At 58.0% G+C, this 26,329-nt stretch carries 31 protein-coding genes; 14 read left to right on the top strand and 17 right to left on the bottom strand.

Annotated elements, in window-relative coordinates; genetic code table 11:
* The first annotated feature begins 37 nt into the window (after window positions 1-37).
* Genes fliL through fliR form a run of 7 tightly spaced genes read left to right on the top strand, consistent with a single transcriptional unit; the run spans window position 38 to window position 4,311 of the window.
* Window positions 38-511 (top strand): flagellar basal body-associated protein FliL, encoded by a 474-nt coding sequence (gene fliL / locus ACX3YF_RS03365; RefSeq protein WP_130203868.1) that lies wholly within the window; start codon window positions 38-40, stop codon window positions 509-511.
* Window positions 512-514: 3 nt separating this feature from the next.
* Window positions 515-1,567, top strand: coding sequence for a flagellar motor switch protein FliM (fliM, locus tag ACX3YF_RS03360; RefSeq protein WP_196584837.1), 1,053 nt, complete (start codon window positions 515-517; stop codon window positions 1,565-1,567).
* Window positions 1,560-2,036, top strand: coding sequence for a flagellar motor switch protein FliN (fliN, locus tag ACX3YF_RS03355; RefSeq protein WP_196584835.1), 477 nt, complete (start codon window positions 1,560-1,562; stop codon window positions 2,034-2,036). The genes fliM and fliN overlap by 8 nt, the downstream gene beginning before the upstream one ends.
* Entirely contained in the window at window positions 2,033-2,458 is a 426-nt protein-coding gene (gene fliO / locus ACX3YF_RS03350; protein WP_458973411.1) for a flagellar biosynthetic protein FliO, read from the top strand. Before fliN ends, fliO begins: the two co-directional genes overlap by 4 nt.
* The gene (fliP, locus tag ACX3YF_RS03345; protein ID WP_130203871.1) at window positions 2,455-3,222 is read left to right on the top strand and encodes a flagellar type III secretion system pore protein FliP; all 768 of its coding nucleotides are present in this window, start codon (window positions 2,455-2,457) and stop codon (window positions 3,220-3,222) included. The genes fliO and fliP overlap by 4 nt, the downstream gene beginning before the upstream one ends.
* Before the next feature lie 25 nt (window positions 3,223-3,247).
* Entirely contained in the window at window positions 3,248-3,517 is a 270-nt protein-coding gene (fliQ, locus tag ACX3YF_RS03340; RefSeq protein ID WP_130203872.1) for a flagellar biosynthesis protein FliQ, read from the top strand.
* Window positions 3,518-3,522: 5 nt separating this feature from the next.
* Window positions 3,523-4,311: a flagellar biosynthetic protein FliR gene (gene fliR / locus ACX3YF_RS03335; protein ID WP_458973410.1), complete on the top strand. Its 789-nt coding sequence runs from the start codon at window positions 3,523-3,525 to the stop codon at window positions 4,309-4,311.
* Between the two features lie 49 nt (window positions 4,312-4,360).
* On the opposite strand, the gene flgL is transcribed toward fliR, so the two are convergent.
* From flgL to flgB, 11 genes are all read right to left on the bottom strand, one after another.
* The gene (flgL, locus tag ACX3YF_RS03330) at window positions 4,361-5,557 is read right to left on the bottom strand and encodes a flagellar hook-associated protein FlgL (protein WP_130203874.1); all 1,197 of its coding nucleotides are present in this window, start codon (window positions 5,555-5,557) and stop codon (window positions 4,361-4,363) included.
* 26 nt (window positions 5,558-5,583) lie between these two features.
* Window positions 5,584-7,188, bottom strand: coding sequence for a flagellar hook-associated protein FlgK (gene flgK, locus ACX3YF_RS03325; RefSeq protein WP_130203875.1), 1,605 nt, complete (start codon window positions 7,186-7,188; stop codon window positions 5,584-5,586).
* Window positions 7,189-7,329: 141 nt separating this feature from the next.
* Complete coding sequence (flgJ, locus tag ACX3YF_RS03320) at window positions 7,330-8,292, bottom strand: flagellar assembly peptidoglycan hydrolase FlgJ (RefSeq protein ID WP_130203876.1); 963 nt, start codon at window positions 8,290-8,292, stop codon at window positions 7,330-7,332.
* On the bottom strand, window positions 8,292-9,446 hold the full coding sequence (locus ACX3YF_RS03315; protein WP_448645783.1) for a flagellar basal body P-ring protein FlgI: 1,155 nt from the start codon (window positions 9,444-9,446) through the stop codon (window positions 8,292-8,294). The genes flgJ and ACX3YF_RS03315 overlap by 1 nt, the downstream gene beginning before the upstream one ends.
* Window positions 9,447-9,457: 11 nt before the next feature.
* The gene (locus ACX3YF_RS03310) at window positions 9,458-10,138 is read right to left on the bottom strand and encodes a flagellar basal body L-ring protein FlgH (RefSeq protein WP_130203878.1); all 681 of its coding nucleotides are present in this window, start codon (window positions 10,136-10,138) and stop codon (window positions 9,458-9,460) included.
* A 23-nt stretch (window positions 10,139-10,161) separates the two neighbouring features.
* Complete coding sequence (gene flgG / locus ACX3YF_RS03305) at window positions 10,162-10,944, bottom strand: flagellar basal-body rod protein FlgG (RefSeq protein ID WP_130203879.1); 783 nt, start codon at window positions 10,942-10,944, stop codon at window positions 10,162-10,164.
* 31 nt (window positions 10,945-10,975) lie between these two features.
* A complete protein-coding gene (locus ACX3YF_RS03300; RefSeq protein ID WP_130203880.1) occupies window positions 10,976-11,731 on the bottom strand; it encodes a flagellar basal body rod protein FlgF in 756 nt (251 codons plus the stop codon).
* Window positions 11,732-11,734: 3 nt separating this feature from the next.
* Window positions 11,735-12,883, bottom strand: a complete 1,149-nt coding sequence (flgE, locus tag ACX3YF_RS03295; RefSeq protein ID WP_130203881.1) for a flagellar hook protein FlgE — start codon at window positions 12,881-12,883, stop codon at window positions 11,735-11,737.
* An 87-nt stretch (window positions 12,884-12,970) separates the two neighbouring features.
* Window positions 12,971-13,612, bottom strand: coding sequence for a flagellar hook assembly protein FlgD (locus ACX3YF_RS03290; RefSeq protein ID WP_239142509.1), 642 nt, complete (start codon window positions 13,610-13,612; stop codon window positions 12,971-12,973).
* A 39-nt stretch (window positions 13,613-13,651) separates the two neighbouring features.
* A complete protein-coding gene (gene flgC / locus ACX3YF_RS03285; protein ID WP_130203883.1) occupies window positions 13,652-14,059 on the bottom strand; it encodes a flagellar basal body rod protein FlgC in 408 nt (135 codons plus the stop codon).
* Between the two features lie 16 nt (window positions 14,060-14,075).
* On the bottom strand, window positions 14,076-14,489 hold the full coding sequence (gene flgB / locus ACX3YF_RS03280; protein ID WP_130203884.1) for a flagellar basal body rod protein FlgB: 414 nt from the start codon (window positions 14,487-14,489) through the stop codon (window positions 14,076-14,078).
* 210 nt (window positions 14,490-14,699) lie between these two features.
* Here flgB and flgA point away from each other — a divergent pair, with 210 nt between their 5' ends.
* The 3 genes from flgA to ACX3YF_RS03265 all read left to right on the top strand — a co-directional run bounded on the left by flgA (window position 14,700) and on the right by ACX3YF_RS03265 (window position 16,201).
* Complete coding sequence (gene flgA / locus ACX3YF_RS03275) at window positions 14,700-15,347, top strand: flagellar basal body P-ring formation chaperone FlgA (RefSeq protein WP_458973409.1); 648 nt, start codon at window positions 14,700-14,702, stop codon at window positions 15,345-15,347.
* 86 nt (window positions 15,348-15,433) lie between these two features.
* Window positions 15,434-15,730 carry a flagellar biosynthesis anti-sigma factor FlgM gene (locus tag ACX3YF_RS03270; RefSeq protein ID WP_196585166.1) on the top strand — a complete coding sequence of 99 codons (297 nt, stop codon included), beginning with the start codon at window positions 15,434-15,436 and terminating at the stop codon, window positions 15,728-15,730.
* 39 nt (window positions 15,731-15,769) lie between these two features.
* The gene (locus ACX3YF_RS03265; RefSeq protein WP_130203887.1) at window positions 15,770-16,201 is read left to right on the top strand and encodes a flagella synthesis protein FlgN; all 432 of its coding nucleotides are present in this window, start codon (window positions 15,770-15,772) and stop codon (window positions 16,199-16,201) included.
* 31 nt (window positions 16,202-16,232) lie between these two features.
* On the opposite strand, the gene ACX3YF_RS03260 is transcribed toward ACX3YF_RS03265, so the two are convergent.
* The 3 genes from ACX3YF_RS03260 to ACX3YF_RS03250 all read right to left on the bottom strand — a co-directional run bounded on the left by ACX3YF_RS03260 (window position 16,233) and on the right by ACX3YF_RS03250 (window position 18,574).
* Window positions 16,233-16,766 carry a hypothetical protein gene (locus ACX3YF_RS03260; protein ID WP_458973408.1) on the bottom strand — a complete coding sequence of 178 codons (534 nt, stop codon included), beginning with the start codon at window positions 16,764-16,766 and terminating at the stop codon, window positions 16,233-16,235.
* Window positions 16,767-16,791: 25 nt separating this feature from the next.
* Complete coding sequence (gene yddG / locus ACX3YF_RS03255; RefSeq protein WP_458973407.1) at window positions 16,792-17,697, bottom strand: aromatic amino acid exporter YddG; 906 nt, start codon at window positions 17,695-17,697, stop codon at window positions 16,792-16,794.
* Window positions 17,698-17,800: 103 nt separating this feature from the next.
* Window positions 17,801-18,574 (bottom strand): AraC family transcriptional regulator, encoded by a 774-nt coding sequence (locus tag ACX3YF_RS03250; protein ID WP_130203889.1) that lies wholly within the window; start codon window positions 18,572-18,574, stop codon window positions 17,801-17,803.
* A 430-nt stretch (window positions 18,575-19,004) separates the two neighbouring features.
* Between ACX3YF_RS03250 and ACX3YF_RS03245 the strand changes: the two genes are divergently transcribed.
* On the top strand, window positions 19,005-20,138 hold the full coding sequence (locus ACX3YF_RS03245; RefSeq protein ID WP_458973406.1) for an MFS transporter: 1,134 nt from the start codon (window positions 19,005-19,007) through the stop codon (window positions 20,136-20,138).
* Window positions 20,139-20,237: 99 nt separating this feature from the next.
* Here ACX3YF_RS03245 and ACX3YF_RS03240 read toward each other — a convergent pair whose 3' ends face one another.
* On the bottom strand, window positions 20,238-21,161 hold the full coding sequence (locus ACX3YF_RS03240) for a LysR family transcriptional regulator (protein ID WP_448647685.1): 924 nt from the start codon (window positions 21,159-21,161) through the stop codon (window positions 20,238-20,240).
* Window positions 21,162-21,303: 142 nt separating this feature from the next.
* Here ACX3YF_RS03240 and ACX3YF_RS03235 point away from each other — a divergent pair, with 142 nt between their 5' ends.
* Window positions 21,304-22,869, top strand: coding sequence for an MFS transporter (locus tag ACX3YF_RS03235; protein ID WP_448645788.1), 1,566 nt, complete (start codon window positions 21,304-21,306; stop codon window positions 22,867-22,869).
* A 51-nt stretch (window positions 22,870-22,920) separates the two neighbouring features.
* Here ACX3YF_RS03235 and ACX3YF_RS03230 read toward each other — a convergent pair whose 3' ends face one another.
* On the bottom strand, window positions 22,921-23,118 hold the full coding sequence (locus tag ACX3YF_RS03230) for an Arm DNA-binding domain-containing protein (RefSeq protein ID WP_448645789.1): 198 nt from the start codon (window positions 23,116-23,118) through the stop codon (window positions 22,921-22,923).
* A 280-nt stretch (window positions 23,119-23,398) separates the two neighbouring features.
* A complete protein-coding gene (locus ACX3YF_RS03225; RefSeq protein WP_458973405.1) occupies window positions 23,399-24,220 on the bottom strand; it encodes a hypothetical protein in 822 nt (273 codons plus the stop codon).
* A gap of 538 nt (window positions 24,221-24,758) precedes the next feature.
* Between ACX3YF_RS03225 and ACX3YF_RS03220 the strand changes: the two genes are divergently transcribed.
* On the top strand, window positions 24,759-24,989 hold the full coding sequence (locus tag ACX3YF_RS03220; protein WP_458973404.1) for a helix-turn-helix transcriptional regulator: 231 nt from the start codon (window positions 24,759-24,761) through the stop codon (window positions 24,987-24,989).
* A gap of 508 nt (window positions 24,990-25,497) precedes the next feature.
* Window positions 25,498-26,199 (top strand): inovirus Gp2 family protein, encoded by a 702-nt coding sequence (locus tag ACX3YF_RS03215; RefSeq protein ID WP_458973403.1) that lies wholly within the window; start codon window positions 25,498-25,500, stop codon window positions 26,197-26,199.
* Window positions 26,200-26,329 lie beyond the last annotated feature (130 nt).

Raw genomic sequence — 26,329 nt, 5'->3', positions numbered from 1 at the left:
TGCCTAACCGTTCTCCTTCATTGCATGGTTCCAGCCAATGACCACCACCCGCAAATTTCCCTGGCTCCTGATTCTGTTGATGGCGCTGGTCGCCGCGGCAGCCAGTTCCGGCGGCATGTACTTCTACATGAGCAAAACAGCAGTGCATGCAGATGCAGCGGCGAAGGTTGAAACCGTCGAGAACACTCCCCAGGCGCCACGGCTGGTGACGATTGCACCGATGACGGTCAATCTTCAAAACGAACGCGATGAGCAAAGCCTGCTGTATGTGGGGTTTGCACTGGAAGTCGGAAACGATGCGACGCAAAAGCTCATGCAGCAGTACATGCCGCAGATTCGCAGCCAGCTTCTGACACTGCTGAGCGGGCAAAACAGCACGCAGCTGGTCAACCCTCAGGGCAAGGAAATCCTGGCGGCGAAAATTCTCGAAACACTCAAAAAATCCCTGGCGGCACAGCAGCCTGAACTCTCGGTGCTGAACGTTCTTTACACCGACTTTATCGTGCAGTAACCCATGGCCATTGACGATTTGCTCTCCCAGGACGAGATCGACATGTTGCTTCGTGGGGGCGACGACGATGCTCCGGATGACGATGTCGGGATGCTCAAGGATGCCCAGGTCCGTCCGTACGACCCGGCGACTCAGCACCGGGTGATCCACGAGCGCTTGCACGCGCTGGATATCATCAACGAGCGTTTCGCGCGCTACTTCCGCATGGGCTTGTTCAATTTGATCAGGCGCAGCATCGACATCACGGTCAAAAGCGTGCGCTATCAAAGTTACAGCGACTTTTCCCTGCACATGCCGATGCCCACCAACATCAACCTGTTGGCGATGAAGCCGCTGCGAGGTACTGCGTTGGTGGTGTTTCCGCCGAGCGTGGTGTTCATGGTGGTGGACAATCTGTTTGGCGGTGACGGCCGCTTTGTGACCAAGTCCGAAGGGCGGGAATTTACGCATACCGAGCAGCGCATCATCCAGCGTTTGCTGGGGTTGTCGGTGGACGCTTACAAAAATGCCTGGAAGTCCGTTTACCCGCTGGAAATCGAATATTTGCGTTCCGAGATGCAGGCCAAGTTCGCCAATATCACCAGTTCGCCCAATGAAATCGTAGTGAATGCGACCTTCCATCTGGAGGTCGGCAACCTGTCCAGCGACTTCAACATCGTCATCCCCTACCTGATGATCGAGCCGATGCGTCAGTTGCTCAACGGCCCGCTCACCGATACCAATCCAGAAGAGGAGCGGCATTGGAACAAGCGCATGGCCGGCGAGATCACCCATTCCCAGATTGAGCTGATCGCTGACTTTGTCGAAATGGATGCCCGGGTAGGGCAGGTCATGGCGCTGAAAGTCGGCGACGTTTTACCCATCGAACTGCCCGATATCGTCTGTGCGCGCGTCGACGGCGTGCCTGTCATGAGTTGCGAATATGGCAGCCAGAACGGGATGCGTGCGTTGCTCGTCAAGGAACTGGTCGATCACTCCCTGAGCCTTGCCTCCTCTTCTACCAGCCGATTCGTGAAGGGCCACGTGTCCACTGCCAAGGAATCCGACCATGACTGATTCAAACACTACCGAGCCGCAAGTGGCCGATGACTGGGCTGACGCGCTGGCCGAGCAGGGCGCCGGGGCGGATGCTGAGGATCCCTGGGCCATCGCCCTGGCCGAACAGAGCGAGGCCGAGGCCGAGGCGACGGCCGACAGCCCTGCACCGAGCGTCGGCACCAGCCTGTTCAAGCCGTTGACCGCGCCGCAGCCCACGGCAGCAGCACGCGAGCTGGAAATGATCATGGATATTCCGGTCAAGCTGAGCGTAGAGCTGGGCCGCACGCGGATTACCATCAAGCAGTTGCTGGAACTGGCCCAGGGTTCGGTGCTGGCACTCGACGGCCTGGCGGGGGAGCCGATGGACATCTTGATCAACAGCTACCTGATAGCCCAGGGCGAGGTGGTGGTCGTGGACGACAAGTACGGTATCCGAATCACGGAAATCATCACGCCTTCCGAACGCGTTCAAAAACTCAACCGATGAGCCTCGTCAGTCAGACTCCGCCGCCCGTGGCCCTCGGCGTCCCTTCGGACAGCCTGATGAACCTGGCATTGCTCGGCAAGACGGCATTGGCGCTGGCGCTAGTGGTTGCTTGTGTTTTGCTCTGTGGCTGGATCGTGCGGCGTGTCGGTGTGCGTCCGCTGTCCCCCGGGAAATTGATGCGTGTCGTCAGCAGCACAAGCCTGGGCCAGCGCGAGAAAGTGGTGATCGTCGAGGTACGGGGCCAGTGGCTGGTGCTGGGTGTCACCGCGCAACAGGTCAGTGCACTGTCGCAGATGGATGCACCGCCCGCCGATCCCGAGGGCAGCGCTGTCATGCTCGGTGACGGTTTTGCCGAACGCCTGGCCGGTGCTCTGAAGCGCAGTGTCCAGCGTACTGGCGAGGGTCCGGGGAGCCCGTCATGAGTGCGCCGGTTTTTGTTCGACGCGGGTTGAAACGGACGCTGTCGGCTGTATTGCTGTTCGCGTGCTTGACCGATGCTCAGGCCGAACCGGCGATTCAAGGGCTGGCGGCCTTCACCGGGCAGGCGGGTGGTCAGCAGTGGTCGTTGAGCCTGCAAACCCTGTTGCTGCTCAGTGCCATGGCGTTCTTGCCTGCGGTGCTGCTGATGATGACCGGGTTTACCCGCATCATCATTGTCCTGGGTTTGCTTCGCACCGCCATTGGCACCACGTCGGCACCGCCGAACCAGGTGTTGTTGGGGTTGTCGCTGTTCCTGACTTTTTTCGTCATGTCACCGACCCTCGATCAGGCGTACGAAAAAGCCTGGCTACCGTTCTCCAAAGACGAGATCACGGTCGAGCAGTTTCTCGACAAGGCGAGTCAGCCGTTTCGCAAATTCATGCTGACCCAAACGCGCCAGGGCGACCTCGCATTGTTTGCGCGGCTGGCCCAGATCGAGGACTTGCAGGGCCCTGAGGATGTACCGATGCGGGTATTGTTGCCGGCCTTTGTGACCAGCGAGCTGAAGACTGCTTTTCAGGCCGGCTTCACCATCTTCATTCCGTTTTTGATCATCGACCTGGTGGTGGCGAGTGTGTTGATGGCGCTGGGCATGATGATGGTGCCGCCGTCCACGATCTCGCTGCCGTTCAAGTTGATGCTGTTTGTGCTGGTCGATGGCTGGCAGTTGCTGCTCGGCTCGCTGGCGCAAAGTTTTTACACCTGATGAAGTGGCTTCGAGGACGTAGACAATGACACCGGAAATGGTCATGGACCTGGCTTACAAAGGCATGCGCATGAGCATGATCGTGGCCGCGCCCGTGCTGCTCGTGACGCTGTTTATCGGGCTGTTGGTGAGCCTGTTTCAGGCCGCGACGCAGATCAACGAATCCACCCTGTCGTTCATCCCCAAAATTGTCGGGGTGTGCGTGGTGCTGGTGCTGGCAGGTCCGCTGATCATGGAGATGCTGGTGGACTACACACGCGCATTGTTCAGCAATTTGCCCATGCTGATCGGCTGACGCCCGTGATCGAAGTCAGTTCGGCACAGTTGCAGCTCTGGGTGACCGGCTTCTTCTGGCCGTTTTGCCGAGTGCTGGCGTATCTGATGAGCGACCCGATTCTCGGTCATAAAAACGTCTCGAGTCAGGTGAAGGTGGGCCTGGCGATGCTCCTTGCTTTCCTGCTCGCGCCCAATCTGCCGCCCTTGCCGGATGTCGCCCTGTTCTCGTGGGCGGGGCTTGGGGTGATTGTGGAGCAAGTGTTGATCGGGATGTCCCTGGGCATGGTCATGCGTATCACGCTGGCGGTGGTCGAGATGACCGGCGACATTTGCGGCATGCAAATGGGCCTGGCGTTCGCCACCTTTTTTTCCGCCGATACCAGCACCAACAGCATGGTACTGTCGCGCTTTCTGGGCATGATCACGATCCTGATGTTTCTCGCGCTGAACGGGCACCTGATGGTGCTTGAGCTGCTGGCGAGCACCTTCAAGACCTTGCCGATCGGCAACCTGCATTTCGACCCCAATGCCTGGAATCTGATAGCCCGCTATGGCAGCACGATCTTCCTCACCGGTCTTTTATTGGCACTGCCCATGGTCGGCACGCTGCTGATCATCAACCTGGCCATGGGCATTCTGAACCGCGTCTCGCCACAGTTGACGGTGTTCTCCGTGGGTTTCCCGGCGACGTTGAGCGTGGGGTTGGTTTTGCTGATGGTGGTGATGGGCGATCTGGGGCAGTTTCTCGAAAGATTGATGACCAGCACACTGCAATTCATGCAGTACCTGATCGACAACATGGCGCGGCCCTGAATCGCTCCTGCGACCGCCAGGTCGTCCGGGCGGCGCAGGGGCCGAGGGCTCAGATGTACTCGAACAGCGACATCTTCTGAATGCTGACGAAGGTTTGCTGGGCGGCCTGTAGCGCCACTTGCAGCGCGGTGTATTCGGTGACCGACTCGGTGTAGTCGGCATCGACCAGGCCGGAAAGACGTTCGGTGTAGCTGAGTGCCAGGTCATCGCCGATGGTGTCGAGCACTTCCAACTGATTAAGCCGTGAACCGACGGATGTCTGGACGGTGAGCACCGTGTCCTGGGCGTTACTCAATTCGCGGCTGGCCGTGGACAGGGTGTTACTCAGGTTGGCCTGATCGGCCTCGGTATCCACTGGTGTCTGCAACACCGAGATCAGGTTTTTCAACGTTGCGAACAGGTCCGGATCGGCATCGGCGGCGGCACTGACCGTGATGGTGTCGCCGTCGGCCGGGGTACCGCTTAGGGTCAGGGACAAGCCGTTGACTTCAAGGGTGTCGCCCGAGGAATAGGCAACCGGATCGGCGCCATCAATGCTGTATTGGGCAGTGCCGTCGGTGGCGGTGCTGAAGGTCACGACAAAGCCTGTTCCGTAATTCGCATCCTGTGTGTCCGTGATGTCGGGGCCGTCGTAGGTCACGCTGCCGGTGTTGTCGCCGGCTTCGGCGATGAAATCTGCGGAGCTGCTGACCGACAGGAAGATCGTTGCGCCGGTATCGCCGCTGGCCATGGTCTGGGTGGAGCTGACTTGCTGCGTGACGACGTTGTTGTCGCCCTGATAGACCAGCTCGCCATTGGCATTTTCGGCAAACGCCGGGCTCTGGCTCTGATAGCCGGAAAACAGGTAGTTGCCGTTACTGTCGGTGGCGTTGGCCAACGTCACCAGCGTGTCGTAGACGCCCTGCAACGAGGTGGCGATCGACTCGCGGTCAGCGTCGCTCAAGGTGCCGTTGTTGGCCTGAACGAGCAGGGCCATGGCGCTGCTGATGGCATCGTTGATGCTGTCGAGGGTGCTTTCTTCCTGGGATAGCGAGGTGGTGATCGCGCTGCGCGAGTCGGCGTATTGCTCATTGGTCGAGATCGCCTGTCGGACGTTGACAGCCTGGGCGGCGGCCAGCGAGTCGTCGGAAGGGTTGACCACTCGGGTGCCACTGGCGACTTCCTGGGCAGCGTCCTGATAGGCGCTTTCCTGTGCGAGCATGGCGTTCAAGCTTTGGTTGTAAATCGTCGCAGTGCTGAGACGCATGGCGTGACGCTCCTTTCAGACGGTTATCAGCTGATGTCGAGAATGCTGTCGAGCACGGTAGTGCCTACTTCGACGATCTTCGCGCAGGCCTGGTAATACTGTTGATAGACAATCAGGTCGGCCGCCTCTTCATCCAGATTGACCCCCGATTCCGATTGCTGCAGCGTGGTCAGTTGCTCGGTCAGGCTCGATTGGGTTTCGAGTTGGCCAGCGACTTTACTGGCGGTGCTGCCCACGTCACTGACCAGTGTCGAGTACGTCTGGCTGAGGGTCGAAGTGCCGCCGACGAGGCTGTCGGTTTGCAGGTCGAGCATCGCCAGGGCGTTGGTGTTATCGCTGCTGCCGGTCGAGGTACCCGCAGCGATCAGGCTTCCGTCACTGGTCAGGGTGCTGAAACTGCTGGCGGCGTTGCGTGTCGGCAACACCAGAAAGCTGTCGCCGTCATCGGCGGTGCCACTGATGGTCACACTGATCCCGGCGAACGTCAGGGTGTCGGTGTCGTAGGTTGAATCCACACTGGCGCCGGTGTCATTGCGGGTCACGGTGTAGCCGTTGCTGGCGGAGTAACTGACGGTGTAGTCGCTGGCACTCAATGCGCTCACATCGTCGGTGAAAGTCGCGGTCAATATCGCGTCGCCGGTGTTGTTGGTATTGCCGTAAATGCTGGGGTCGTCGACCGAGAAGAAATCGGTTCCCGTATCGCCATTCAGGTCGATGCCCGAGGCCTGCAGGGTGTTGAAAGCTTGTGTCAATGTGACCGCCAGGATGCCCAACTGGTTTTGCGTTTCGGTCAGCGTGGTGTCGCGAAAATCCATCAGCCCACCCAGGGAGCCGCCTTCGAACGTTGAATCGTCAAGCACGGTGGTGTTGCCGGCGGCGTCCACGTAGGCGACCACCGTTTGGGTGGGGTCGCTGGCCGAGACGCTGGTTTGCAGTTCGAAACTGTCATTGCCGGACACCAGCGCAAGGCCGTTGCTCAGGGACACACTGTAACTGCCGTTGTCCTGCGTGGTGACATCGACATTGACCAATTCGCTGAGCTGACTGACCAGCAGATCCCGTTGATCGAGCAGGTCGTTGGAGGTTGTGCCCAGTGCGTCGGACAGGCTGATTTTTTTGTTGAGATCGGCAATTTGCCCGGTGAGATCGTTGACCTGCGTGACCTGATCATCGATCTGGCTGTTCACGTCGTCCGCCATCTCGTCCAGGTAGCTGCCCAACTGGGTGAACTGCGATGTCAGCGTTTCAGCCGCGCCTACGACTTCTTCCCGCGCTGCGGTGTCGCTGGCGTCGGAGGTCAGGGTCTGGATGGCTGAAAAGAAGCTTTGCAGCAGGGTATCGAGGCTGGCATCGCCATCGGCCAACAGGCTGTCGATCTGATCGACTTCGGTTTGATAGGTCGACAGCGCGCTTTCGGTGCTGATCGAACTGTTGAGTTGGGTGGTCACGAACTGGTTGTACTGGCGATCGACACTGGAAATCTGCACACCGCTGCCCGATGCGGATTCGGAGAAGTTGGCGACCTGCCGGGTATAGCCATCCGTATAGGCGTTGGTGGTGTTGTTACTGCTGGTACTGAGTGCGATCTGTGCGGCGGAGAGGCCGCTGACACCAATGGAAATAATATTCATCGAGAAGCTCCTACGCTACATAGTGCGCACTATCGGCTCCGCGAAAGTGCAACTTGACCGGTAACCCTGATTCTTTTCAAGAATTTTTTGTCGACAGGTCCATGACTGGCGCGATCGGGGCGCTCGGCATTGGGTTGTCCGTCACTTTTCCAGTTGCGCCACGGTAGGGACAGGTCGCAGCGGGCCGATGGTGGCCATGACTGAAATCAGTTTTTGGGCGTATCGCGGGTCGGTGGCGTACCCCCCCTGTTGCAACGCGATGGCCGCCTGTGGCGCGTCGGTGGCGTTGCGCACGGCGGCGTAACCGGGGCGGGTGCGAATCAATCGGGCGTAATCGTTGAAGGCCGCCTCATCGGTCGGGTAAACGCGGAAGCGCTCCACCTGTTTTTGCGCCTCACCTTCAGCGTATTCAGTGGTCATGACCTGCGTTGTCGCGCCTTGCCATTGGCTGCCGGCCTTGATCCCGAACAGGTTGTGGCTGTCGGCCCCATTCGGGGTGGTGATCTGGCGTCGTCCCCAATCGGTTTCCAGTGCTGCCTGGGCAAGGATCAGCTCGGCTGGCACGCCACTGCTGAGTGCGGCTTTTTGCGCCGGTTCGTTCAAGCGTGAAACGAACGCCAGCACATGCTCGGGTTGTTCGTTTTGCGCGCCGCTGACTTCGCGGCGTTTCCAGGCTTCAAACGCTTGAGTCTGATACGCCGTGTTCGCAAAGGGCGACGTGGTGCCGGTCGGGCGTGACGGCGGCAGATCGAGGAACAGGGCCGCTTGCGCATCGATGTCGGTGTTGGCATCGCTGTAGATGGCGGAATGACCGCTGAGCTGTCGGGTCAGTTGCTCGGCCAGGCCGATGCCTTTTCCCGACAGGCTCTGCGCCCACTGCTGATCGAGCATTTCGGTGTACATCTCGGTCTGCGAGTCACTGGACATTTCCGATTTCGGAATCGCGCCTCGCATACTTTTGAGCATCATCTGCAGGAACAGGGCTTCAAACTGTTTGCTGGCCTCTTTCAGCCCCCCGCTGGCGTCCTGATGCGAGCGTCGCTTGAGTTGCTCCAGGCCCTGGACATCAAGGGCAAAGCCATCGGTGCTGCCAGTACTGTTCATCAGATGATCTCGAGTTCGGCACGCAGGGAACCGGCGGCCTTGAGTGCCTGCAGAATGACCATCAGGTCTTGCGGCGTAGCCCCCAACGCGTTCAATCCCTTGATCACGTCCATCAAATTCGCTGTGCCTTCAAGCAAGTGCAGCGAACCACCCTGGGATTCGATGGAGATATTGCTTTGGGAAGTCACGGCTGTCTGGCCGCCACTGAGGGCGCCGGGTTGGCTGACGGTGTTGGTGGTGTCGATGACGACCGAGAGATTGCCGTGCGCGACTGCGGCGCGATACAGCTTCACCGAACTGTTGAGCACGATAGAGCCGGTGCGCGAATCAAGAATCACCTTGGGACGGGTCTGGATTGGCAATACCTCGATACTCTCGATGCGGGCCATGAAGTTGACTCGTTCATTGGGTGACAGCGGCCCCTGAATCTCGATCATCCCGCCATCCATGGCCGACGCCACCGTACGGTGCATTTCGGAATTGATGGCATAGACGACACGCTGGGCCGTGGCGGAGTCAGGCTCATGCATGTAGAGACTGAGCAAGCCGTTGTCGCTGCTCAGGCGCAACGGAACCGCGCGTTCGACGGTGGCGCCGCGACTGATACGCCCACCGGCCAGTTGGTTGATCTGCACGCTGCTGCCGTTCGCCGAAGCACCGGCTCCGCCGATCAGCAGGTTGCCTTGAGCCACCGCATAAACCTCGCCGTCGGCCCCTTTCATCGGCGTCATCAGCAAGGTGCCGCCGCGCAGGCTGCGCGCGTTACCGATCGATGACACGACCACGTCAATCTGCTGCCCCGGGCGCGAGAGTGCCGGCAGGTTGGCAGTCACGATGACTGCTGCAATATTGCGCATCTGCATGTTGGCGTCCGCAGGCAGGGTGACCCCCAGCTGCGACAGCATGTTGGTCAGGCCTTGTTCGGTGAAGGGACTCTGGGTGGTCTGGTCGCCGCTGCCATCCAGGCCGACCACCAGGCCATAGCCCACCAGGCTGTTGGGGCGTATCCCGGCAAAATCGGCAATGTCGCGTATCTGCTCGCCCTGTGCCGCGCCGCCGAGCGATAACGTGCCGGCGCACAACAGGGTGCAGAGCGCTTGAGCTGCGGATTTGGCTGCGCGCAAAAGAGATTGAATGAATACAGAGTCAGCCATGGTTCCCGTACTCAGAAAGGAGACACATTAAGGAGGATGCGATGGAGCCAGCCCATGCGCTGTGCTTCGTTGATGTAGCCATCACCGACGTACTCGATCCGGGCCTGTGAGACCTGGATCGACGACACCGTGTTTTCTCCGGTGATGGTTCTGGGATTGACTACGCCAGAGAAACGTATGAATTCGGTGCCCTGGTTGATTGCGATCTGCTTGTCGCCGCGCACCCGCAGGTTGCCATTGGGCATCACCTGCATGACCGTCACGGAAATTGTGCCGGTGAAGGAATTTCTCGCCTGGGAGCCGCCGCCGCCACTGAAGTCGTGGGTCGTCGAGGCATCCAGCCCAAAATTGTCGACCTGGGACGCACGACTGGAGGTGGTCGCCAGACTCAACCCCATGGAGCCGGCACGGTTGGCGTTGGAGGAAGAGGTCTTGCTGGCACTGACTTGTTCTTCCAGTTCGATGGTCAGCGTGTCGCCGACCATCCGCGGACGCCGATCCTCGAACAGGGGCTGCGATCCACGGCTGCTCTGGTAGATCGAGCCGTTGGCCAGGCGAGCCGGCAGGGCCGGCACCTGCATATCCTCGTCAGGCACGACGGGCTTGTGGGGCAGTTGATCGCAGCCTGCGGTCGCCAGCATGCCGGCCAGTGCCACGGACAGCGGCCATGCCGATGAGGGCTTGTGAGCCATTTTGTGTGTCTCGAACATAGCGGTCAGAGCTGGGTCAGACGCTGAAGCATTTCGTCCGAGCTCTCGACCGCCTTACTGTTGATTTCGTAAGCGCGCTGGGTCTGGATCATGCTTACCATTTCCTCCACCACGTTGACGTTGGAGGTTTCGACGTAACCCTGGGACAGCGTTCCGCCGCCGTTGAGGCCCGGTGTGGTTTCGGTCGGAGAGCCCGAGGCGTCGGTTTCCAGGTAGAGGTTCTGACCGATGCTTTGCAGGCCTGCCGGGTTGATGAACAGCGCCAGGTTCAGTTGGCCAACCTGGGTCGAAGTGGCGCTACTGGGCTGGGTCACCGAAACGATGCCGTCGGTACTGATCGAGATGGCCGTGGCGTTGGCCGGAATGGTGACCCCTGCCGATAGCTTGTAGCCGTTGGAAGTGACCATCTCGCCGTTCGAGTCGAGCTGGAAGCTGCCGTCACGGGTATAGGCGGTGGTGCCGTCCGGCATGTCCACCTGGAAAAAACCCAGGCCATTGATCGCCAGATCCTTGGAGTTGCTGGTCTCTTCCAGATTGCCTTGGGTATGCAGGCGTTCAGTGGCGACTTCACGCACGCCTGTGCCGACCTGCAAGCCAGATGGCAGTCGGGTATCGGTGCTGCTTTGCGCGCCCGGCTGGCGCACGTTCTGATACACCAGATCTTCAAATACCGCCCGCGACCGTTTGAAGCCATTGGTGCTGACGTTGGCCAGGTTGTTGGCAATCACGTCCATTTGGCCCTGCTGGGCTTCCAGGCCGGTTTTGGCCGTCCACAGTGATCTGATCATCGATCGGTTCCTTATTCATTCAACCGTGAGGTCAGCCCTGCAGGGAGAGCAGGCTATTGGCGGTCTTGGCGTTTTCGTCGGCGGTACTGATGGCTTTCATCTGCATGTCATAGCGTCGCGAGTTGTCGATCATCGCGACCATGGCGTTGGTCGGGCTGACGTTGCTGCCCTCCAGTGCTCCGGGTGTCACCCGCATGTTTTCGTCGGCAGGCAGTGGCTGCACGGTGCCGCTGGCATTGGGCTGTGGCCGGAATAGCCCGTCGGTGCCGGCCTGCAGCGTGCCGGGCAAGGCCGACACCATCTTCAGTCGACCGACCGGACTCAGGCCACGGGGCTCCATGCCCAGTTCACGGACGCTGATCGTGCCATCGCTGCCCAACGTGACTTCGCTGCCCAGCGGCACGGTGATCGGTCCCCCGTCACCGATGACCGGGCGCCCACCCACGGTCATTGCGCCGGTGCCATCGACCTGCAAATCACCTCGCCGGGTATAGGCCTCTTTGCCGTCTGCGGTCTGCACCGCCAACATGCCGTTTTCGCCGAGCGCGACATCCAGCGCCCGGTCGGTATGGGTGATCGGCCCTTCGGTCCAGTCGACACCCACGCCGTTGGCTGCGACCGAAACCCGTGTGGGCAAGCCCTCGCCCATGACTGGCGAGGACTGCATTTCGACCAGTTGCGAACGAAAGCCCGGAGTCACGATGTTGGCCAGGTTGTTGGCTACGACGGCTTGCTGCTCGAGCGCCTGATTGGCCCCGCTCATCGCCGTGAAAAGCATGCGGTCCATGGGTTAAGAACCGATGTTTACGGCTTGCTGAAGCACTTCGCTTTGCGCCGTCACCGACTTGGCATTCGCCTGGAAGTTGCGCTGGGCAATGATCAGGTTCACCAGTTCGGAGGTCAGGTCGACGTTGGAGTCCTCGGTCGTGCCACTCAGGATCGAGCCCAGAGAACCGCTGCTGGCAACACCCAGTAAGGCCTGGCCGGATTCGGAGGTGGCAAGCCAGGTGTTGTCACCGTTGGATTTCAGGCCGTTTTCATTGCTGAACGTGGCCAGCTGAATCTGGTCGATGCTCTGCGTCTGGTCGTTGGAATAGGTGGCAATGACCGTTCCGGTATCGTCGATGGTGAAACTCACCAGGCTGCCCGAGGTGTAGCCATTCTGAGAAATGTCGGACACCTCGGAGTCGTTACCGAACTGTGTCGTGCCCGTCAGATCCAATGCGATGGTCATGTCCGCGGCACCGTTGTCAGGGTCATAGGTGTAGGTGCCGGTCTCTCCGCTGGTGATCAGGCCGCTGGAGCTGAACGCCACGGTCTGCGTCTCGGTCAGCAGGTTGCCATCGATCGCGGTATGGACATCCCAGGTGTTCTCGGCGGTTTTGCTGAAATACAGCGTGCTGGTGTGGCTGGTGCCCAGGGAGTCGTAGAGGGTCGCGGTCGTTGAGTAGGAGTAAGTCGAGGAGTCCGTCTGGTCGAAGGTATCGGTAATGATGTCTTCACTGGCGTCCAGGTTCAGCTCGGCATCCAGATCGGTGCTGGCGCTGGCTTGCATGCCCGTGGTCGGGATCTGGATGACCCCCTTGGCCCCCAGCAATTTGTCGCCTGCGGCGTTTTCCAGATAACCATCGGCAGTCAGGGTCAACTGGCCGTTACGCGAGTACACGGTTTGCGTGCCGTCGGTGAACGTGAAGAAACCCTCACCGTTGATGGCGAGATCCAGCTCGTTATCGGTCGTCGTCAGACTGCCGGATGCGAAGTTCTGAACCACGCCGGAAACCGAGGTGCCCAACCCGACATCCGCATCGGCATACACGTCGGCGAACTGAGTCGTCGAGCTTTTGAAACCCACGGTCTGGGAGTTGGAAATGTTGTTGCTGACGACGTTGAGGTCGGTGGAAGCAGCAGCCAGACCACTAAGCGCTTGGGAAAAAGCCATGGTATTTCTCCTGGAATGCGAACGATGACTGAGCAGTCTTGGTGACTGCGAAGGATTGCCGGGTGTGAGTGGATGGTGCGTTTGCGGTCAAAGCACCAGGCTGATATCGCTTAGCCCGACGTTTTCGTTGACCCCCCCCAGATCCAGCGCGACTTCGTTGCTGCTGTCGGTGGTCACGCCGGTTACCAGTGCGTATTTCAGCGCTGTGGTTGTGACGGCTGCGTCGTCGGCGGTGGCGGCCACAGAGAAGGTGTAAGCGCCATCGGCTGCGGTCGTGCCGTCGTCCTGTAAACCATCCCAGGACAAGGCTTGGGTCCCGGCGCTCATGTCGCCTTCATCCAGGGTGCGAACCACCGTGCCGCTGCTGTCTTTGATGGTGACGGTGACGCTGTCTGCATCACTGGCCAGGGTGACGCCGAAGGTGGTGGCTGCACCGCTGGCGACCTGGATGGTGTTGCCGTCGACCAATACGCCGTTGCCGACCAGCGCCGAGGCTTGCAGGGTCTCGCTGGCGCTGATCTGGCTGGAGATGCCTTCCAGCGTGGTGGTCACATCCTCGATGCTGCTGATGGTGCTGATCTGTGCCAACTGCGTGACCATTTCGCTGTTGTCCATCGGATCGGTCGGATCCTGGTTCTGCAGTTCGGTCGTCAGTAGCGTCAGAAACTGATCTTGCAGTTCATCCGATGCCGAAGCGGTGCTTTCAGCGGTGGTAGTGCTGCTGTTCATGGTCGAAAGGACCGAGCTGGAAATCGTGCTAGCCATTGTTTACGCCTCACCTAAAGTCAACGTTTTCAGCATCATTTCTTTGCTGGTGGACATGACTTCGACGTTGGCCTGGTAGGAGCGCGAAGCGGAGATCATGTTGACCATTTCGCCCACGGGCTCGACGTTGGGCATGGTCACGTAGCCATCCTCGTTGGCCAGCGGGTCACCGGGCCGGTATTCCTGACGCATGGGAGAACCGTCTTCGACCACTTGGCTGACCCGTACCCCCCCAATGCGGCTGCCGCTCGGGTATTGCGACTCGAAGACCACCTGCCGTGCGCGATAGGCCTCGTTATCCGGGCCACTGGTGGTGTCGGCATTGGCCAGGTTACTGGCGGTTACGTTCATGCGCTGGGACTGGGCGCTGAGCGCGGAACCGGCGATATCGAAAATGCTGAACATCGACATAGTGTTTTTCCCTGCGTTATTCGGACTGCATGGCTGTCTTGAGCGACTGCAACCGGTTGCTCAGAAACGTCAGACTCGCCTGATACCGGACGGCGTTATCGGTGAACTGCGCACGCTCGCGATCCATGTCCACGGTGTTGCCATCGAGGCTCGGTTGGTCTGGCACGCGATAGAGCAGGGCACGGTTCGACAGGCTGTCGGAGGCAGCGTGAAGATGGCGATCCGAGGTGGTCGCCAGCGTCATGCCGCGCTCGTTGCCACGCCCGTTCTGCAGGGAGCTGGCCAGTTCGGCGGAGAAATCAAAGTCACGCGCCCGGAAGTTGGGGGTGTCGGCGTTGGCAATGTTGTTGGCCAATACCTGCTGGCGCTCAGCCCGCAAGCTCATTGCGTCCTGCTGGAAGCGCAGCTCGTTGTCGAGCTTGTCGATCATGTCTGCGGACCTGTGCTTCAAATAATTGAACGGCTCGCAGATTAGTCCCAAGGTCGTCGAGGCAAAGGCCGAAACAGGCCGCTATTTGGCGACCAATTCTGGCCTTGCCTCGTCGCCGGGGAGCCTAAAATTCACCGCTGGCTATCTCTGAGGATTGGCTCGATGACAGGGTTTTTCCGGCATCATTCGCGGTTCGGCGGATGGGCTCTGATGTGCTTGCTGCAGAGCGGCATCGCCGTGGCTCAGCCGGATGTGCTGCAAGATAAGGTGCGTCATTTGATTGCGTTGCGATTGCCGCCTCGCATCCAACAGTTGCAGATCGACATCGGTCAGCCGGCCGCACGGATATCGGCGTGCGAAAGTCCTCAGCCGTATCTGGTGCATCCTGAACAGAACGCGTTCGGCCGCGTGGCGGTAGGCGTGCGTTGTGAGGGTGAGGAGGGGGTGGCTGGCTATCTGCAGGTCAGCGTGGGTGTTGTCGGTGATTATGTGGTCAGTCGTCAGAGGATTGCGGCGGGTGACGTCATCAAAGCCAGCATGCTGGAAATCAAGCGTGGGCCATTGGAGCGTTTGCCCAAAGGCAGCGTACTCAAGCCAGAGCAAGTCATTGGTCGTCAGGCCAGCCGCAGTTTCAGCCGGGGCGCGGCCTTGGCGCTGAACAATTTCCGCGAGCGTTGGCTGGTGGAGCGCAATCAGCGGGTCATGCTACAGGCTCAAGGTGAGGGCTTCACGATCAGTCGCGATGGCAAGGCGCTGGACAATGGCAGCCTGGGGAGCAGTGTCCGGGTGTTGAGCAGTGACGGCAAGTTGCTGAACGCGCAAGTCGTTGGCCAGAATGAATTGTTACTGCGTTATTAATTTTTTTGTCGAATTCCGATCACTGGTCAAAGTTTGCCTTTTCGATTGCCGATAGTGACCCAACAACAGCCAATGAAGCCTCTAACGTGAAAATCATAAGCGCTAACCTGACCAATACCCTTCCGCCAACTGACAGCAAAGTGGCCGGCACCAGTTCGCAGCGAATCGAGCTGCAGACGCTGGAAACGACGTTCGATGATGGCGCGCAGGTCTCAAGCATCGGCGCCATTGCGGATGTTGAAAGTGCATCGGATGTTGATATGGAAAAAGTCGCAGCCTTGCGTCAGTCCATCGATAGCGGCACCTTTCAGATCAGCTCGGAATCCATCTATGAAGGTTTGGTGTCGAGTGTCCGAGAAACCCTCGGCAGCGACTCGGAATGAGCGATACGAAAGGCCGAAACCGATGAGCTTCAGATACCTATGAGCCTGACTAAACATTTGGAGTTGCAGCAGCAGGCCATCGTGCAGTTGGTCGAACTCTTGGAGCGGGAGCGTCGGGCCCTGGCTCAGGCCAGGGTTGACGGCGAAAAGCTGAGAGAGCTGACAGCGTGCAAACAGGCGGCGTTGCAGAAGCTGGAACAGTTGGAGGCGATCCGTTACGGAGCGCAGTTGAAGCTCGGCTATGGCCCTGGTCGCAAAGGGGCGCTCAAAGCGGCTCAAGACGCCGATTGCCTGGCGACCTGGCGGCAGTTGCAGGCGTTGGCGCTTCGGGCCAGGGAGATCAATGCCTCGAACGGAGGGGTGCTCAGCCAGCGCATGGCATGTAACCAGCGCATCCTCAGCTTTTTCAACAGTATCGTCGGCAACAAATTGTACGGCCCGGACGGTCGGACTCAGCGCAGCGACGCTTGAACGGTCATGATCATTCAAGGCGGTGGTGCCTTCAGAGCCATGAATCAGAGCTGATAAGCCCCCATGCATTGCCCCATTGCACGGTGTAGTGGCATTGGATGCCGACAATATCGGGCTGCGCGGTTTCGATGATCTCGCGCATCTGCGTATCGGTCAGGCCGTAGCGAATCAAATGCCCTTGGTCGACCTTGACCAGACTGTGTTCCTGGGACCAGCCGGCAAAGGGCGAATCGACAATCTGCACGTCATAACCGGCACGTCGGGCCACCGTGGCAATTCGCAACAGACCGATAGGCGTACCGGCACGTTTCATGACTTTGAAAGTGTCAATCCCGATGCGGGCAAATGCGCTGTCGTGTGGCATGGGCTCGATCAGGCGTGTGTATGGCGGGACGAACAGCAAGACACGCGGCGCCTCGCCATTGGCGCGACGGCGGATGCCGGTACGGCTGTTCAGCAACGATGGCTGTCCAAGATGACTGAGTACGGGCCGCGTGGGAGCGACCGAAAAACTCGGCCCGTTGCTCTCGATCCTCATGGTTCCCTGCGACGCTATCAAGTTCATTTTCCTGTCTCCTTAATGTTCGAGATCACCGTGAGGTATTGCGTGAGCGTGAAGTGGCAATGACAGCCCCCGTAATGATCAGCACCGCAGGAATCATCAGGATCGGCTTGGCGTCGCTTTGCCCCACCGCAATCAGCAGCAGCGTGGAGAACAGCGGCGCCAGATAAGACAGGGCGCCAAGCATCGCCAGATTTCCGTGCTTGGTCGCGTGATCCCAGGCGAAAAAAGCCAGACCTACCGGGCCCAACCCCAGGGCAATGATTGCCGCCCACTGGCCCGTGTCAGGCCGCACCGTGGTTTCGAAAGCCAAGTGGCAGAGCAATCCGGCCACTGCCACCAGGCCGCAAATGCCACCGATGATGCTGCTCGGTACATTGCTGAAACGCCGGTTGACGACCGAATAGATCGACCAGACCCAAGCACAGGCAAAGGCTGCGGCGTAACCGATGATCGGCATCGACGTGCTTTCACTCTGGGCCCGCTGCTGCATGATGAAAGCCGTCCCGGCAAGGCCGAGCAAGGCGCCCAGCAGTTGGCGCTTGCGCAATGACTCGCCGGTAGCAAAACTCGACAGCAGAACGATCAGCAGCGGCCACAGGTAGGCAATAAGGCTGGCTTCAGCCGCAGGCGCGGCCTTCAGGGCAAAGAAATACAAGGCGTGATAGACGAAGATGCCGACAAAACCCGTTGCCCACACATACCAAGGCTGGCGCCAGCTGCTGAACCCTGCAGCGCCGCGCAGGCCTAGCATGCACAAGCTGGACAAGAACGCGACCGCGAAGCTTGAAGCCAGCAACTGAAAGGCCGGGATCCCGGCGGTCAAGGTCGTCAGCAGCGCCAGGCACGCCCACAAAAACACGGCAATCACCCCGATCAGGGTGGCACTTGCGGCGGTCTTGGCGATGGTGTTTGATGCGTTGGAAGTGCTCATGCAAGCCCCGTCTGCGGATAATCCTCAAGCGGGAACAATAGAAAGGTTGCGAGAGCGAGTATTGATCAAGCCCGCCAAAGAATTGTTCGGGACTGCTATTTTTTCAGTGGTCTCGCACTCGTTTACGCACAAGGGCCGGAGTCAGATTGCGGGCTTTCTTCAGGGCATGGGTTAACGCACTCTGGTCGGCGTAACCGGCGCGATGCGCAATATCAATGATCGACAAAGGCGTTTGGCGCAGCAGGTCGATGGCCAGATTCAGGCGCAAGTTCGCTATATGAGAAAACGGGGTTGTTTTCAGGTGCTGCCCAAATAGCACATACAAGCGCCGCTCGCTGGTGCCCGCATTACGGGAGATGTCACGCACGGTCATTGGCGTACTCAGGTGCTGCTCAATATAGGCCAACGCCCTCGCGAGGATGAGCTGCCCAAGGTCGTTCGGCGCAATGTCGGGCTTTAGTAAAGAGCAGAGCAGCAACCGACTCCATGACTCGGCCATCGCGGGTGAACTGATCAAGCGTGCTCCGTTGCAGCTTGCGTAATCGAGCAAATGACGGATATCGGGCCTGACTGCAAAAAAGCGTGTGTCATTGAGTGGATCGAGTAACGCGGGGCTTTTCTGCTCCTCGGCACGGTGGGTCAACACGTCCAGCACCAGAAAACTGTTATAGGTGTTGGCAAGGAACGTATGTCGAGCGCCGGCGGCGATCACCACACCCTGACTCGCATCGACTTGACCACCTTGTCCGTCGACCTCAATTTCCATTGAGCCGGACTGAGGAAGGACTATTTGATGGAAGTCATGTTCGTGAAGCTCTACCTCACCTGAATAAGAGCGCAACGCCAGGGAAAACGATTGGGGGTCGGTAGCGCTCATCCATGACTCTCCTCGTGACGAGGCACTTATCCTACGATACCGGTCCACCCTGGGCCAGTCCGTTCCCAGTGGTAATTGCCGCCGGTTACTTATCGTTGAACTCTAATTCGCGGTTGGCGATCAACGCCGTCCTGGATCTTTGTACGCGTCGGATCGTGGGTTGGGCGCTGTCGGAAAAGCCAGACGCTGAGCTGGTGATAAAGGCGCTGGATATGGCCGACTTAAATGAATCGAGGCACGTCGGTTGGGCATGAACAACTGGCTCGCCGCGTATGATGTGTCTGTGGATATCTAACGTAGAAGGTGTCGACCCCCCCGTGCAGCGCCGGCGACGCGAGTGGGTTCACGATGACTCAGCAGTGAACAGGGATGGACATTACCGATGGTCAGCTCAGCCTTGCGGATATGGTGTGCAGTCAGTGTGCTGTGTATGGCCTCGTTCACGATGGTGACGTCCGAGTTCGCCCCCATTGGTTTGTTGTCGCAGATATCATCCGACCTGGGTCAAACCCCGTCTACCGTCGGACTGACGGTGACGTTGTACGCATGGATCGGGGCTGCCAGCGGCTTGTTATCCAACTGGCTGAACCGCTGGATTCCCCGCAAGACGCTGCTGATAGCGTTGATGCTGATACTGGCCGTATCCAACGGCCTGGCGGCGTTATCCCCCGAATTTTCGACGCTGCTCGGCGCCCGCGCCGTCGGCGCATTGGCCCATGGCGTGTTCTGGGCAATCGTGGCCGCCACTGCCGCACATATTGTGCCTGTGCATCGCATGGGGCTAGCCACCTCGATCGTGTTGGGCGGCATAACGATCGCCACGGTCATGGGCGTTCCGTTGATCAATCTGGTGGGCCAATACGATGGCTGGCGCACGGCCTTTGTTTGCCTGGCGTTGATGTGTGTTGCCAGCGCTGGTGCGATAGCACTGGTGCTTCCCTCCATGCAGATTCATTCGCTTGCCAGGGGGGTAGGTTTTGCATCGGTACTGCGGCGGAAGGACCTGTTGATCACTTACGTCATCACCGGGCTGACAGCGGCTGCGCATTTTGGTGCCTACACTTTCGTCGAACCGTTTATTGGCCAAGTACCTGGGATTACGGCGTACTTGATTGCTGTCTTGCTGTTCGCTTTCGGGGCCGCAGGTTTCCTGGGCAATCTGCTGAGTGCGCTCTTTATTGATCGCTACTTGAGCGCTTTCATTCTGATAGCGTTGATTGCGATGGCATTGGCCTTGGTGACCTTGGGCATTTACGGTCCTCTTCTGGGGATCGCGCCGGTGGTTATCTTGCTGGTGATCTGGGGTGTGGCCATTTCCGCTTTGTTTACCGGCCTGCAGACCTGGGTCTTGAGGATTGCCGGTGATCACACGGTACCGGCCACAGCAATCCATACAGCTGTACTGAATAGCGCGATCGGGCTGGGTGTGATTATCGGCGGTGGGGCGCTGAATATGGCCGGGTTCAAGGGGGCGATGCTATCGGCCAGTGTGGTGATTGTCCCTGCCATCGTCCTGATGATTTCCGCAGGAGTTCGCGCTCGGGAAGACCCAGTCTTTTTGTGAAACAGGAGGACGTGAATTTCTTTGGCTAATACCTCGGTTGCAAAGGCTTAGGCGGGCAGATTGTCCGTCAAATAAGGACGGCGCGGTCGCGACAGTGCTTCATGGGCGCGTTGCATCTGGGCTATCTACGGAGGGAGTGGCAAATAGATGCTCGGCGGCAAAGTCCACGAATACGCGGATTTTCGGTGAAAGATGGCGACTGGACGGCCAAAATGCCCAGAACTGCCCTTGATCTTCGCTGTGACCGTCGAGCACCGTTTCCAGGCGCCCCTGGGCGATAGCTTCGCGGGCCAGGAAGTCCGGGACAAATGCGATACCGTGCCCATCCACCACGGCCATCAGCATGGCTTCCATATTGTTCAATGTCAGAGCGGTTGGCAGGCGCAACTGCGTCAACTGGGGGGCCGAAGACATACTCCAGTCCATTATTTTACCCGTCGTGACAAATCGGTAACGCAAGCACTCGTGATGCTCGAGGTCACTGATAGTGACGGGCCGTCCCTTACGCCGCAGATAGTCAGGCGATGCGCACAGGACAAACTTAAAAGGCCCCAACTTTCGGGCCATCAGCTTGGAGTCGGCCTGGCCGCCGCTGCGAATTACTACGTCAAAGCCTTCATCGATCACATCCACCAACTGGTCGTTGAAGTCCAGTTCCAGCTCAATCTCCGGATAGGTTTTGCGGAACCGCGCCATATGGGGCAAGAGAAAGCGATAACCGATGGTGGGCAAGCTGACGCGTAACTTTCCACGGGGTTCCTGTGTGGCATGGGAAAGCATCGCCCGGGCATCTTGAAGATCGTCGAGGATCTTGCGGCAGCGTTCATAGAACAACTGTCCCTCCGCAGTCAGGCTGACTTTGCGGGTGCTGCGGTGCAATAACCGCACATTCAGCGAAGCCTCAAGTTTGGCGACGTTTTTGCCTACGGCCGAGGCAGAAATCCCCAACGCCTTGGCGGCGCTGATGAAACTGAGCGCTTCGGCGGTTTTTACGAATGAGATCATCCCACTAAGGCTGTCCACAACTCGATTACATCCTTTTGGTTCATTATAAGTGGAATAAAGCCCGTTTATCTTCAATTGTATCCTAACTAGAGTGTACGAACGATCGCGCGCCTCGGCCTGGACAGCACGGATACTTCATGGATATGCAGGGAATCACCTAATGAACTCAGCTACCGAACCGCTGCCGGCCCATGGCCGGCACTCCATATTGGCTGCAATATGCCTCGCCGCCTTGGTATTGCCCATGAGCTTTACCGGCGGGGCGGTGGCCACGCCGTTCATTGGTCAAACCTTTGATGCCCATCCCACGGAACTGGCCTGGATCACCAATGCCTTCATGCTTAGCTTCGGCAGCCTGCTGATGGCCGCCGGCACCCTCGCTGACCTCTACGGACGCAAGCGACTGTTCATGTGCGGCATGGCGTTGTTTGCACTGGTGTCGATCCTTTTGGCGGCGGTCCCCGATATTTTCTGGCTGGACCTGTTGCGTGGCGTGCAAGGCATTGCCGCGGCGGCAGCCCTGGCCAGCGGTTCGGCGGCACTGGCGCAGGAATTTGATGGGCATGCCAGAACTCGTGCTTTCAGCCTTCTGGGCACTACTTTCGGGGTTGGCCTGGCCTTCGGTCCGTTGTTATCGGGGTTGCTGATCGAGTACTTGGGCTGGCGCGCAATTTTCCTTTTCACGGCCCTGCTCGCCATCCTTTCCTTGATATTTGCCCTGCCGAAAATGCGCGAAAGCCGCGACCCGCAAGCACAGCGTCTGGATACGCCCGGCGTGCTGACGTTTTCCGGCCTGCTGATCATGTTTACCACGGCGGTGATCCTGGCACCTGAGCAAGGCTGGGGCTCGCCGGTCATCCATGCACTGCTTGGAACGTCGGCGGTCTTTTTGCTGCTGTTTATCATTGTTGAGAATCGGGCAAAACATCCGATGCTGGAACTGGGGCTATTTTTGTTTCCGCGCTTTGTCGGTGTACAGATCCTGCCGATCGGCACTTGCTATTGCTACATCGTCTTGATCGTATTGCTGCCGTTTAGGTTTATCGGCGTAGAAGGGGCCAGTGCCTTTGAAGCGGGGCTGATGATGTTGGCACTCTCTGCCGCGATGCTGATTGTCCCGATCATTGCCGCGTCGCTAACTCGCTGGTTGTCGGCGGGCGTACTCTGCGCAATCGGCTTCGTGATCGCAGCGGCCGGGCTCTACTGGCTGAGTACGATCCCGGTCGGCACGCACGCGCAGATCATCGCGGCCATGCTGCTGACCGGTATCGGTACAGGACTGCCCTGGGGCTTGATGGATGGTTTGTCGATCAGCGTGATCCCCAAGGAACGGGCGGGGATGGCCGCCGGTATTTTCAACACGACGCGGGTGGCCAGCGAGGGTGTCGCCCTGGCGATCACTGTTGCGGTGCTGACGGCTCTGGTCGCACACCATCTGAGCATCAGTACCTCGGTCAAACTGTCCGCCGTTGACTATTCAACTATCGCGCAACGCCTGGTAATGGGTGATATCCAGCACGCGAGCACCGACGCCAGCCAAATCCCGTTGACGATGCTGCGCTCGGCCTATACCGCCGGGTTCAACACCTTGTTGCAACTGCTGGCGATGTTCACGCTGTTCACTGCCGCCGTGGTCTTTCTATTCCTGGGACGCCAAAGCGAAGTCTGCGTCGGTGCCGAATCCACGCCCGATGTCGCCCAACACACACACACTTTACGCCGCTGATTCTGGCGGGCATTGCCTTACTGTGCGGCTTGTCGGTGGCCAATGTCGACTTCAACCAGGCACTGCTGCCGGTCTTCGACGATGCATTGGCGCGGCACAAGGCTCGCGGTAATTGAAATTCCACATCATTGAGCCGCTTGCGCGTACTCGAAGCTGCAAGCCATCGCCGTCGCTGAGAACGAAGTCTTTACCAGTTGCCTTGACTGCCTCGAGCTGGCGATCGGAGAGGCGGGTTGCATTAGTAGGCATAGGGCTACTTCCAGCACCGTTTTGGTGTCCTGAAAATAGCATTTGGTAGTCCGGGATACCAAAGCGCCTGGAATTCAGAAACCCTGCAAAGCCCCCAATAGCCCTAAAACTCCCCGTATTTACTGGATTTCAGGCACAAAAAAAGACGTCCGTGGACGTCTTTAGATGATCAATTGGTGGGCCGGGGTAATCTGAACAGGAAATGCAAATATATGATTTTATTGTAAAAATTGCGGTTGGATTTTTTCATGGAATACCGTTTGGAATACCATCCTCTGATCTAACGCTTCCGGAGAGTCTGACCAAGGTGCAGCCCTGTCTCTGCTTCGTTGAGAATGAGCCTCTCTAGGATTTTCGTCCTGGATATCTCATGCCCTTGGGCAAGCTTGTCGAGGGCGGTATTGACATCGTTGGTGAGTACAAAATTGTACTGCTTCTTAGTGGGCGAATTCTCCCGTGTCTTTCGAGTGCCCCACCACCGCTTTATTTTGGCAACGAAGAGCTCTTTTTCACTTGGGGTAATGTCTCGAAGGTCGAAAAAGTCCAGTAGCTCGCTATAGCACCCCAAAGGGGGGGCGCGCCGGGTAAGTTGAGGCTGGTATTTCTCCAGCCACTCCCAAGCCATTGAGCATTTTGCCTGCTCGTCCGCTCCCTTAAACCAGCTGAATAGCTTGTCGTGCTGTAGGTGTTCACGCCACTCATGCTCAAGATTACTCAAGAGCATTTTCTTGTCGCTTAAGCGGGCCTCCCAGATATCAATAATAGAAATGACTTGCTGCCGAATCAGCAGCGTTGCGATCGGCTGTGGAAGTCGAATTTTGCCTGTGGCTTGCAGGGCTTTTCGTACAAGCCAGGTCGGCTGTCTCCCGTCTTTATCGATCCATCGGAAGTCATCGTCGAGTAGAAACTGAGTGTCCTTGGCATGCTCAAAATTCCTCATTACCCCACGGGTCAGGTGCTTAGAAATCTGAAGGCGCATGACGGAGCTATTGAGGTGGCACTCATCGAAGCCAATTCCGTCATTAGCCAGCTCATGCCATAGCCAAGCAAGCTCCCTCACATTGAACCTAAGTGCCTGAATGATTTCGCTTTCGTCGTCCACGCATGCAACCTTGAATATAAATAGATGTTTTATAGAATGTTTATAGCATGTTAATAGATTTAAAAATAGATGCGCTATAGATGTAAAAAATATAGAAGTACCGCGCTTTTAGTGCTTTTCCCGTAGCTTGATGGTTCTGCCATGTGATGGACAGGCTATTCCGTTCAACGTGGACGCAGCTGCCGCAGCGACAACCTCGATCTTCTATAGCCATGTGAAGGCGACCGAGCTGATTAAATGGAGCGCTAAGGTGACCAGCCGAATGCGCAAAAACTGGCCGCAAGCCAAGCTAGTATCTCTGCTGGTGGGGGGGAGTGTTTGAGAGTGAAAGCGAAATCTGCCGGACTATACGATTCGGGGGCGAATCCGGAATAGGCTGGTGACGCACTTGAGTTTGTAGGTGTGCCGGCAGGAGCGTTGTCATGCGCGAGCCCTGTCTTTGTCGAGTCAGGAAGCTGGTGTTATTCGGAATCCACTGCTTCAGGTTTTTTCTAACTACCTCCGTAGATCCTCTGAACGAATACGAGGAGCCCCGTTCATGAGGATCATCCGTTTAAAAGAAGTCATCGACTCGACAGGTCTTGCCCGGTCGACCATATACAAATACATCTTGGAAGGTAGCTTCCCGAAACCGGTATCTCTCGGCGATCGCTGCGTCGGTTGGGTCGAGAGCGAGGTGCACGATTGGATCCTGGCGCGGATCGAAGAGCGTGACCTGGCTGAGGGAGCTGCAGTGCGGTCCACCGGCCACCTGAGTATGGCCAGCTAGAAACCACCATAAGCGCTATGACCGGCTATGGCTGGTCATCGCGCTTATAGCGAGTGGGCCTATGTATTTTTCGATAAGCAGAGCGGCGGTGTTTCTCATTGCTCGACTTGTTTGGGCTGCTATATCAGCGCATGCCGAAATGGTTTTTATCCAGAGTAACGGACTAGCAGAAATTACCCCTCTAGGCTGGAAAATTGAGGCTATGTTTCCCTAGCCAGTCGAGAGCGTCATTCTCGGTAAAAGTAATATGCTTTAAGCAGTGACAACTACCTGCACGGTTTCAGGATTACTCATCAGGCTACAGGCACTTGCATGGGCATGCGCCAGCAGGATTCGCAGGGTGCTGTTCCAGAGTGGAATACCACCTATGGGATACGTATAAGGGCCGGTGAATCTAAGCCTAGGTACCTATCATAAAAACGGTACATAGGTAGGCTAAGCCGCAGAGTCAACGGTTAAAAAATACTCAATGGGTACAGGTTATGAACCTAACCCAAGAGTAGTAACCATGCACCTTGATTCTCCCAAGACAAAACGCCCTCTGCTTCGTCATTCCGGTAACTCCAACCTTCACCTGCACGACTTGCCAACCTTCGATGGCTTACCCGTAATGCTGGCCGCAGGGCCGTTCATCCGAGAGTACCTCTCCCGTCTCAAGCAGACCATTGACCAAGCGCTGGAGCAGCACTCAAGGGTGCTGGCATTCCGAGTGGATCTGCGCCTGCCCTTGGGTATTGACCTGCCTGACTACGCTTACACCAACGAAGTTATCAGCCGGTTCATCGACTCATTCAAGGCCAAGATCGAGCACAACCGCGCCAAGGCACGTGAACGGAATCCGTACGCCCATGACAGCAAGGTGCGTTACGTCTGGGCAAGAGAAATTGGAGAGATGGGACGTCCGCATTACCACCTGCTGATCCTGCTCAATCAGGAGGCTTACTACACGCTTGGGTGGCTCAAATCTAAAGCCAGCAATATCAATAACCGCATGAATGAAGCTTGGGCCAGTGCTCTGCGGCTGTCAGTTGATGAAGTGAGAGGGCTGGTGAATATCCCGCCAAACGCTGAATACCGGATCGTGCGAAATGTTCGACCTGGTGATGTTGACGAATTGCCTGCGCTGTTCTACAGGGCGAGTTATTTCTGCAAGGCAGCTACGAAGTCCTACGGGGATCGTCAGCGAGGATTCGATACCAGTAGGGGTTAATGCCGCCATCGGTGCGTGATCTTTGGGGCTCGTTTAATTTATGAGCCCTGCTAGCGGTAACGGCGATTACTGATTTCCTGTCCGACGATACAGGCTGCTGTGTTGCGGCGGGCCTCTTCGGGTTTGCGTG

The organism is Pseudomonas fluorescens group sp. PF-69, from assembly GCF_054481235.1.
Note: the sequence above shows the minus strand (reverse complement) of the source record. Positions and strands in the feature narration are given on the sequence as shown.

Excerpts from the sequence above, each read along its gene's own strand:
- ACX3YF_RS03215 (WP_458973403.1), top strand. The coding sequence starts at position 25,498 with ATGCACCTTGATTCTCCCAAGACAAAACGCCCTCTGCTTCGTCATTCC.
- ACX3YF_RS03250 (WP_130203889.1), bottom strand. The coding sequence starts at position 18,574 with ATGAGCGCTACCGACCCCCAATCGTTTTCCCTGGCGTTGCGCTCTTAT.
- fliO (WP_458973411.1), top strand. The coding sequence starts at position 2,033 with ATGAGCCTCGTCAGTCAGACTCCGCCGCCCGTGGCCCTCGGCGTCCCT.
- flgA (WP_458973409.1), top strand. The coding sequence starts at position 14,700 with ATGTGCTTGCTGCAGAGCGGCATCGCCGTGGCTCAGCCGGATGTGCTG.
- flgC (WP_130203883.1), bottom strand. The coding sequence starts at position 14,059 with ATGTCGATGTTCAGCATTTTCGATATCGCCGGTTCCGCGCTCAGCGCC.
- ACX3YF_RS03315 (WP_448645783.1), bottom strand. The coding sequence starts at position 9,446 with ATGGCTGACTCTGTATTCATTCAATCTCTTTTGCGCGCAGCCAAATCC.
- ACX3YF_RS03260 (WP_458973408.1), bottom strand. The coding sequence starts at position 16,766 with ATGAACTTGATAGCGTCGCAGGGAACCATGAGGATCGAGAGCAACGGG.
- flgG (WP_130203879.1), bottom strand. The coding sequence starts at position 10,944 with ATGATCAGATCACTGTGGACGGCCAAAACCGGCCTGGAAGCCCAGCAG.
- ACX3YF_RS03265 (WP_130203887.1), top strand. The coding sequence starts at position 15,770 with ATGAGCCTGACTAAACATTTGGAGTTGCAGCAGCAGGCCATCGTGCAG.
- flgB (WP_130203884.1), bottom strand. The coding sequence starts at position 14,489 with ATGATCGACAAGCTCGACAACGAGCTGCGCTTCCAGCAGGACGCAATG.
- flgJ (WP_130203876.1), bottom strand. The coding sequence starts at position 8,292 with ATGAACAGTACTGGCAGCACCGATGGCTTTGCCCTTGATGTCCAGGGC.
- ACX3YF_RS03235 (WP_448645788.1), top strand. The coding sequence starts at position 21,304 with ATGAACTCAGCTACCGAACCGCTGCCGGCCCATGGCCGGCACTCCATA.
- fliL (WP_130203868.1), top strand. The coding sequence starts at position 38 with ATGACCACCACCCGCAAATTTCCCTGGCTCCTGATTCTGTTGATGGCG.
- ACX3YF_RS03290 (WP_239142509.1), bottom strand. The coding sequence starts at position 13,612 with ATGAACAGCAGCACTACCACCGCTGAAAGCACCGCTTCGGCATCGGAT.
- flgK (WP_130203875.1), bottom strand. The coding sequence starts at position 7,188 with ATGAATATTATTTCCATTGGTGTCAGCGGCCTCTCCGCCGCACAGATC.
- fliN (WP_196584835.1), top strand. The coding sequence starts at position 1,560 with ATGACTGATTCAAACACTACCGAGCCGCAAGTGGCCGATGACTGGGCT.
- ACX3YF_RS03310 (WP_130203878.1), bottom strand. The coding sequence starts at position 10,138 with ATGGCTCACAAGCCCTCATCGGCATGGCCGCTGTCCGTGGCACTGGCC.
- flgL (WP_130203874.1), bottom strand. The coding sequence starts at position 5,557 with ATGCGTCTCAGCACTGCGACGATTTACAACCAAAGCTTGAACGCCATG.
- ACX3YF_RS03300 (WP_130203880.1), bottom strand. The coding sequence starts at position 11,731 with ATGGACCGCATGCTTTTCACGGCGATGAGCGGGGCCAATCAGGCGCTC.
- flgE (WP_130203881.1), bottom strand. The coding sequence starts at position 12,883 with ATGGCTTTTTCCCAAGCGCTTAGTGGTCTGGCTGCTGCTTCCACCGAC.
- yddG (WP_458973407.1), bottom strand. The coding sequence starts at position 17,697 with ATGAGCACTTCCAACGCATCAAACACCATCGCCAAGACCGCCGCAAGT.
- ACX3YF_RS03245 (WP_458973406.1), top strand. The coding sequence starts at position 19,005 with ATGGCCTCGTTCACGATGGTGACGTCCGAGTTCGCCCCCATTGGTTTG.
- fliM (WP_196584837.1), top strand. The coding sequence starts at position 515 with ATGGCCATTGACGATTTGCTCTCCCAGGACGAGATCGACATGTTGCTT.
- fliQ (WP_130203872.1), top strand. The coding sequence starts at position 3,248 with ATGACACCGGAAATGGTCATGGACCTGGCTTACAAAGGCATGCGCATG.
- ACX3YF_RS03220 (WP_458973404.1), top strand. The coding sequence starts at position 24,759 with ATGAGGATCATCCGTTTAAAAGAAGTCATCGACTCGACAGGTCTTGCC.
- ACX3YF_RS03230 (WP_448645789.1), bottom strand. The coding sequence starts at position 23,118 with ATGCCTACTAATGCAACCCGCCTCTCCGATCGCCAGCTCGAGGCAGTC.
- fliP (WP_130203871.1), top strand. The coding sequence starts at position 2,455 with ATGAGTGCGCCGGTTTTTGTTCGACGCGGGTTGAAACGGACGCTGTCG.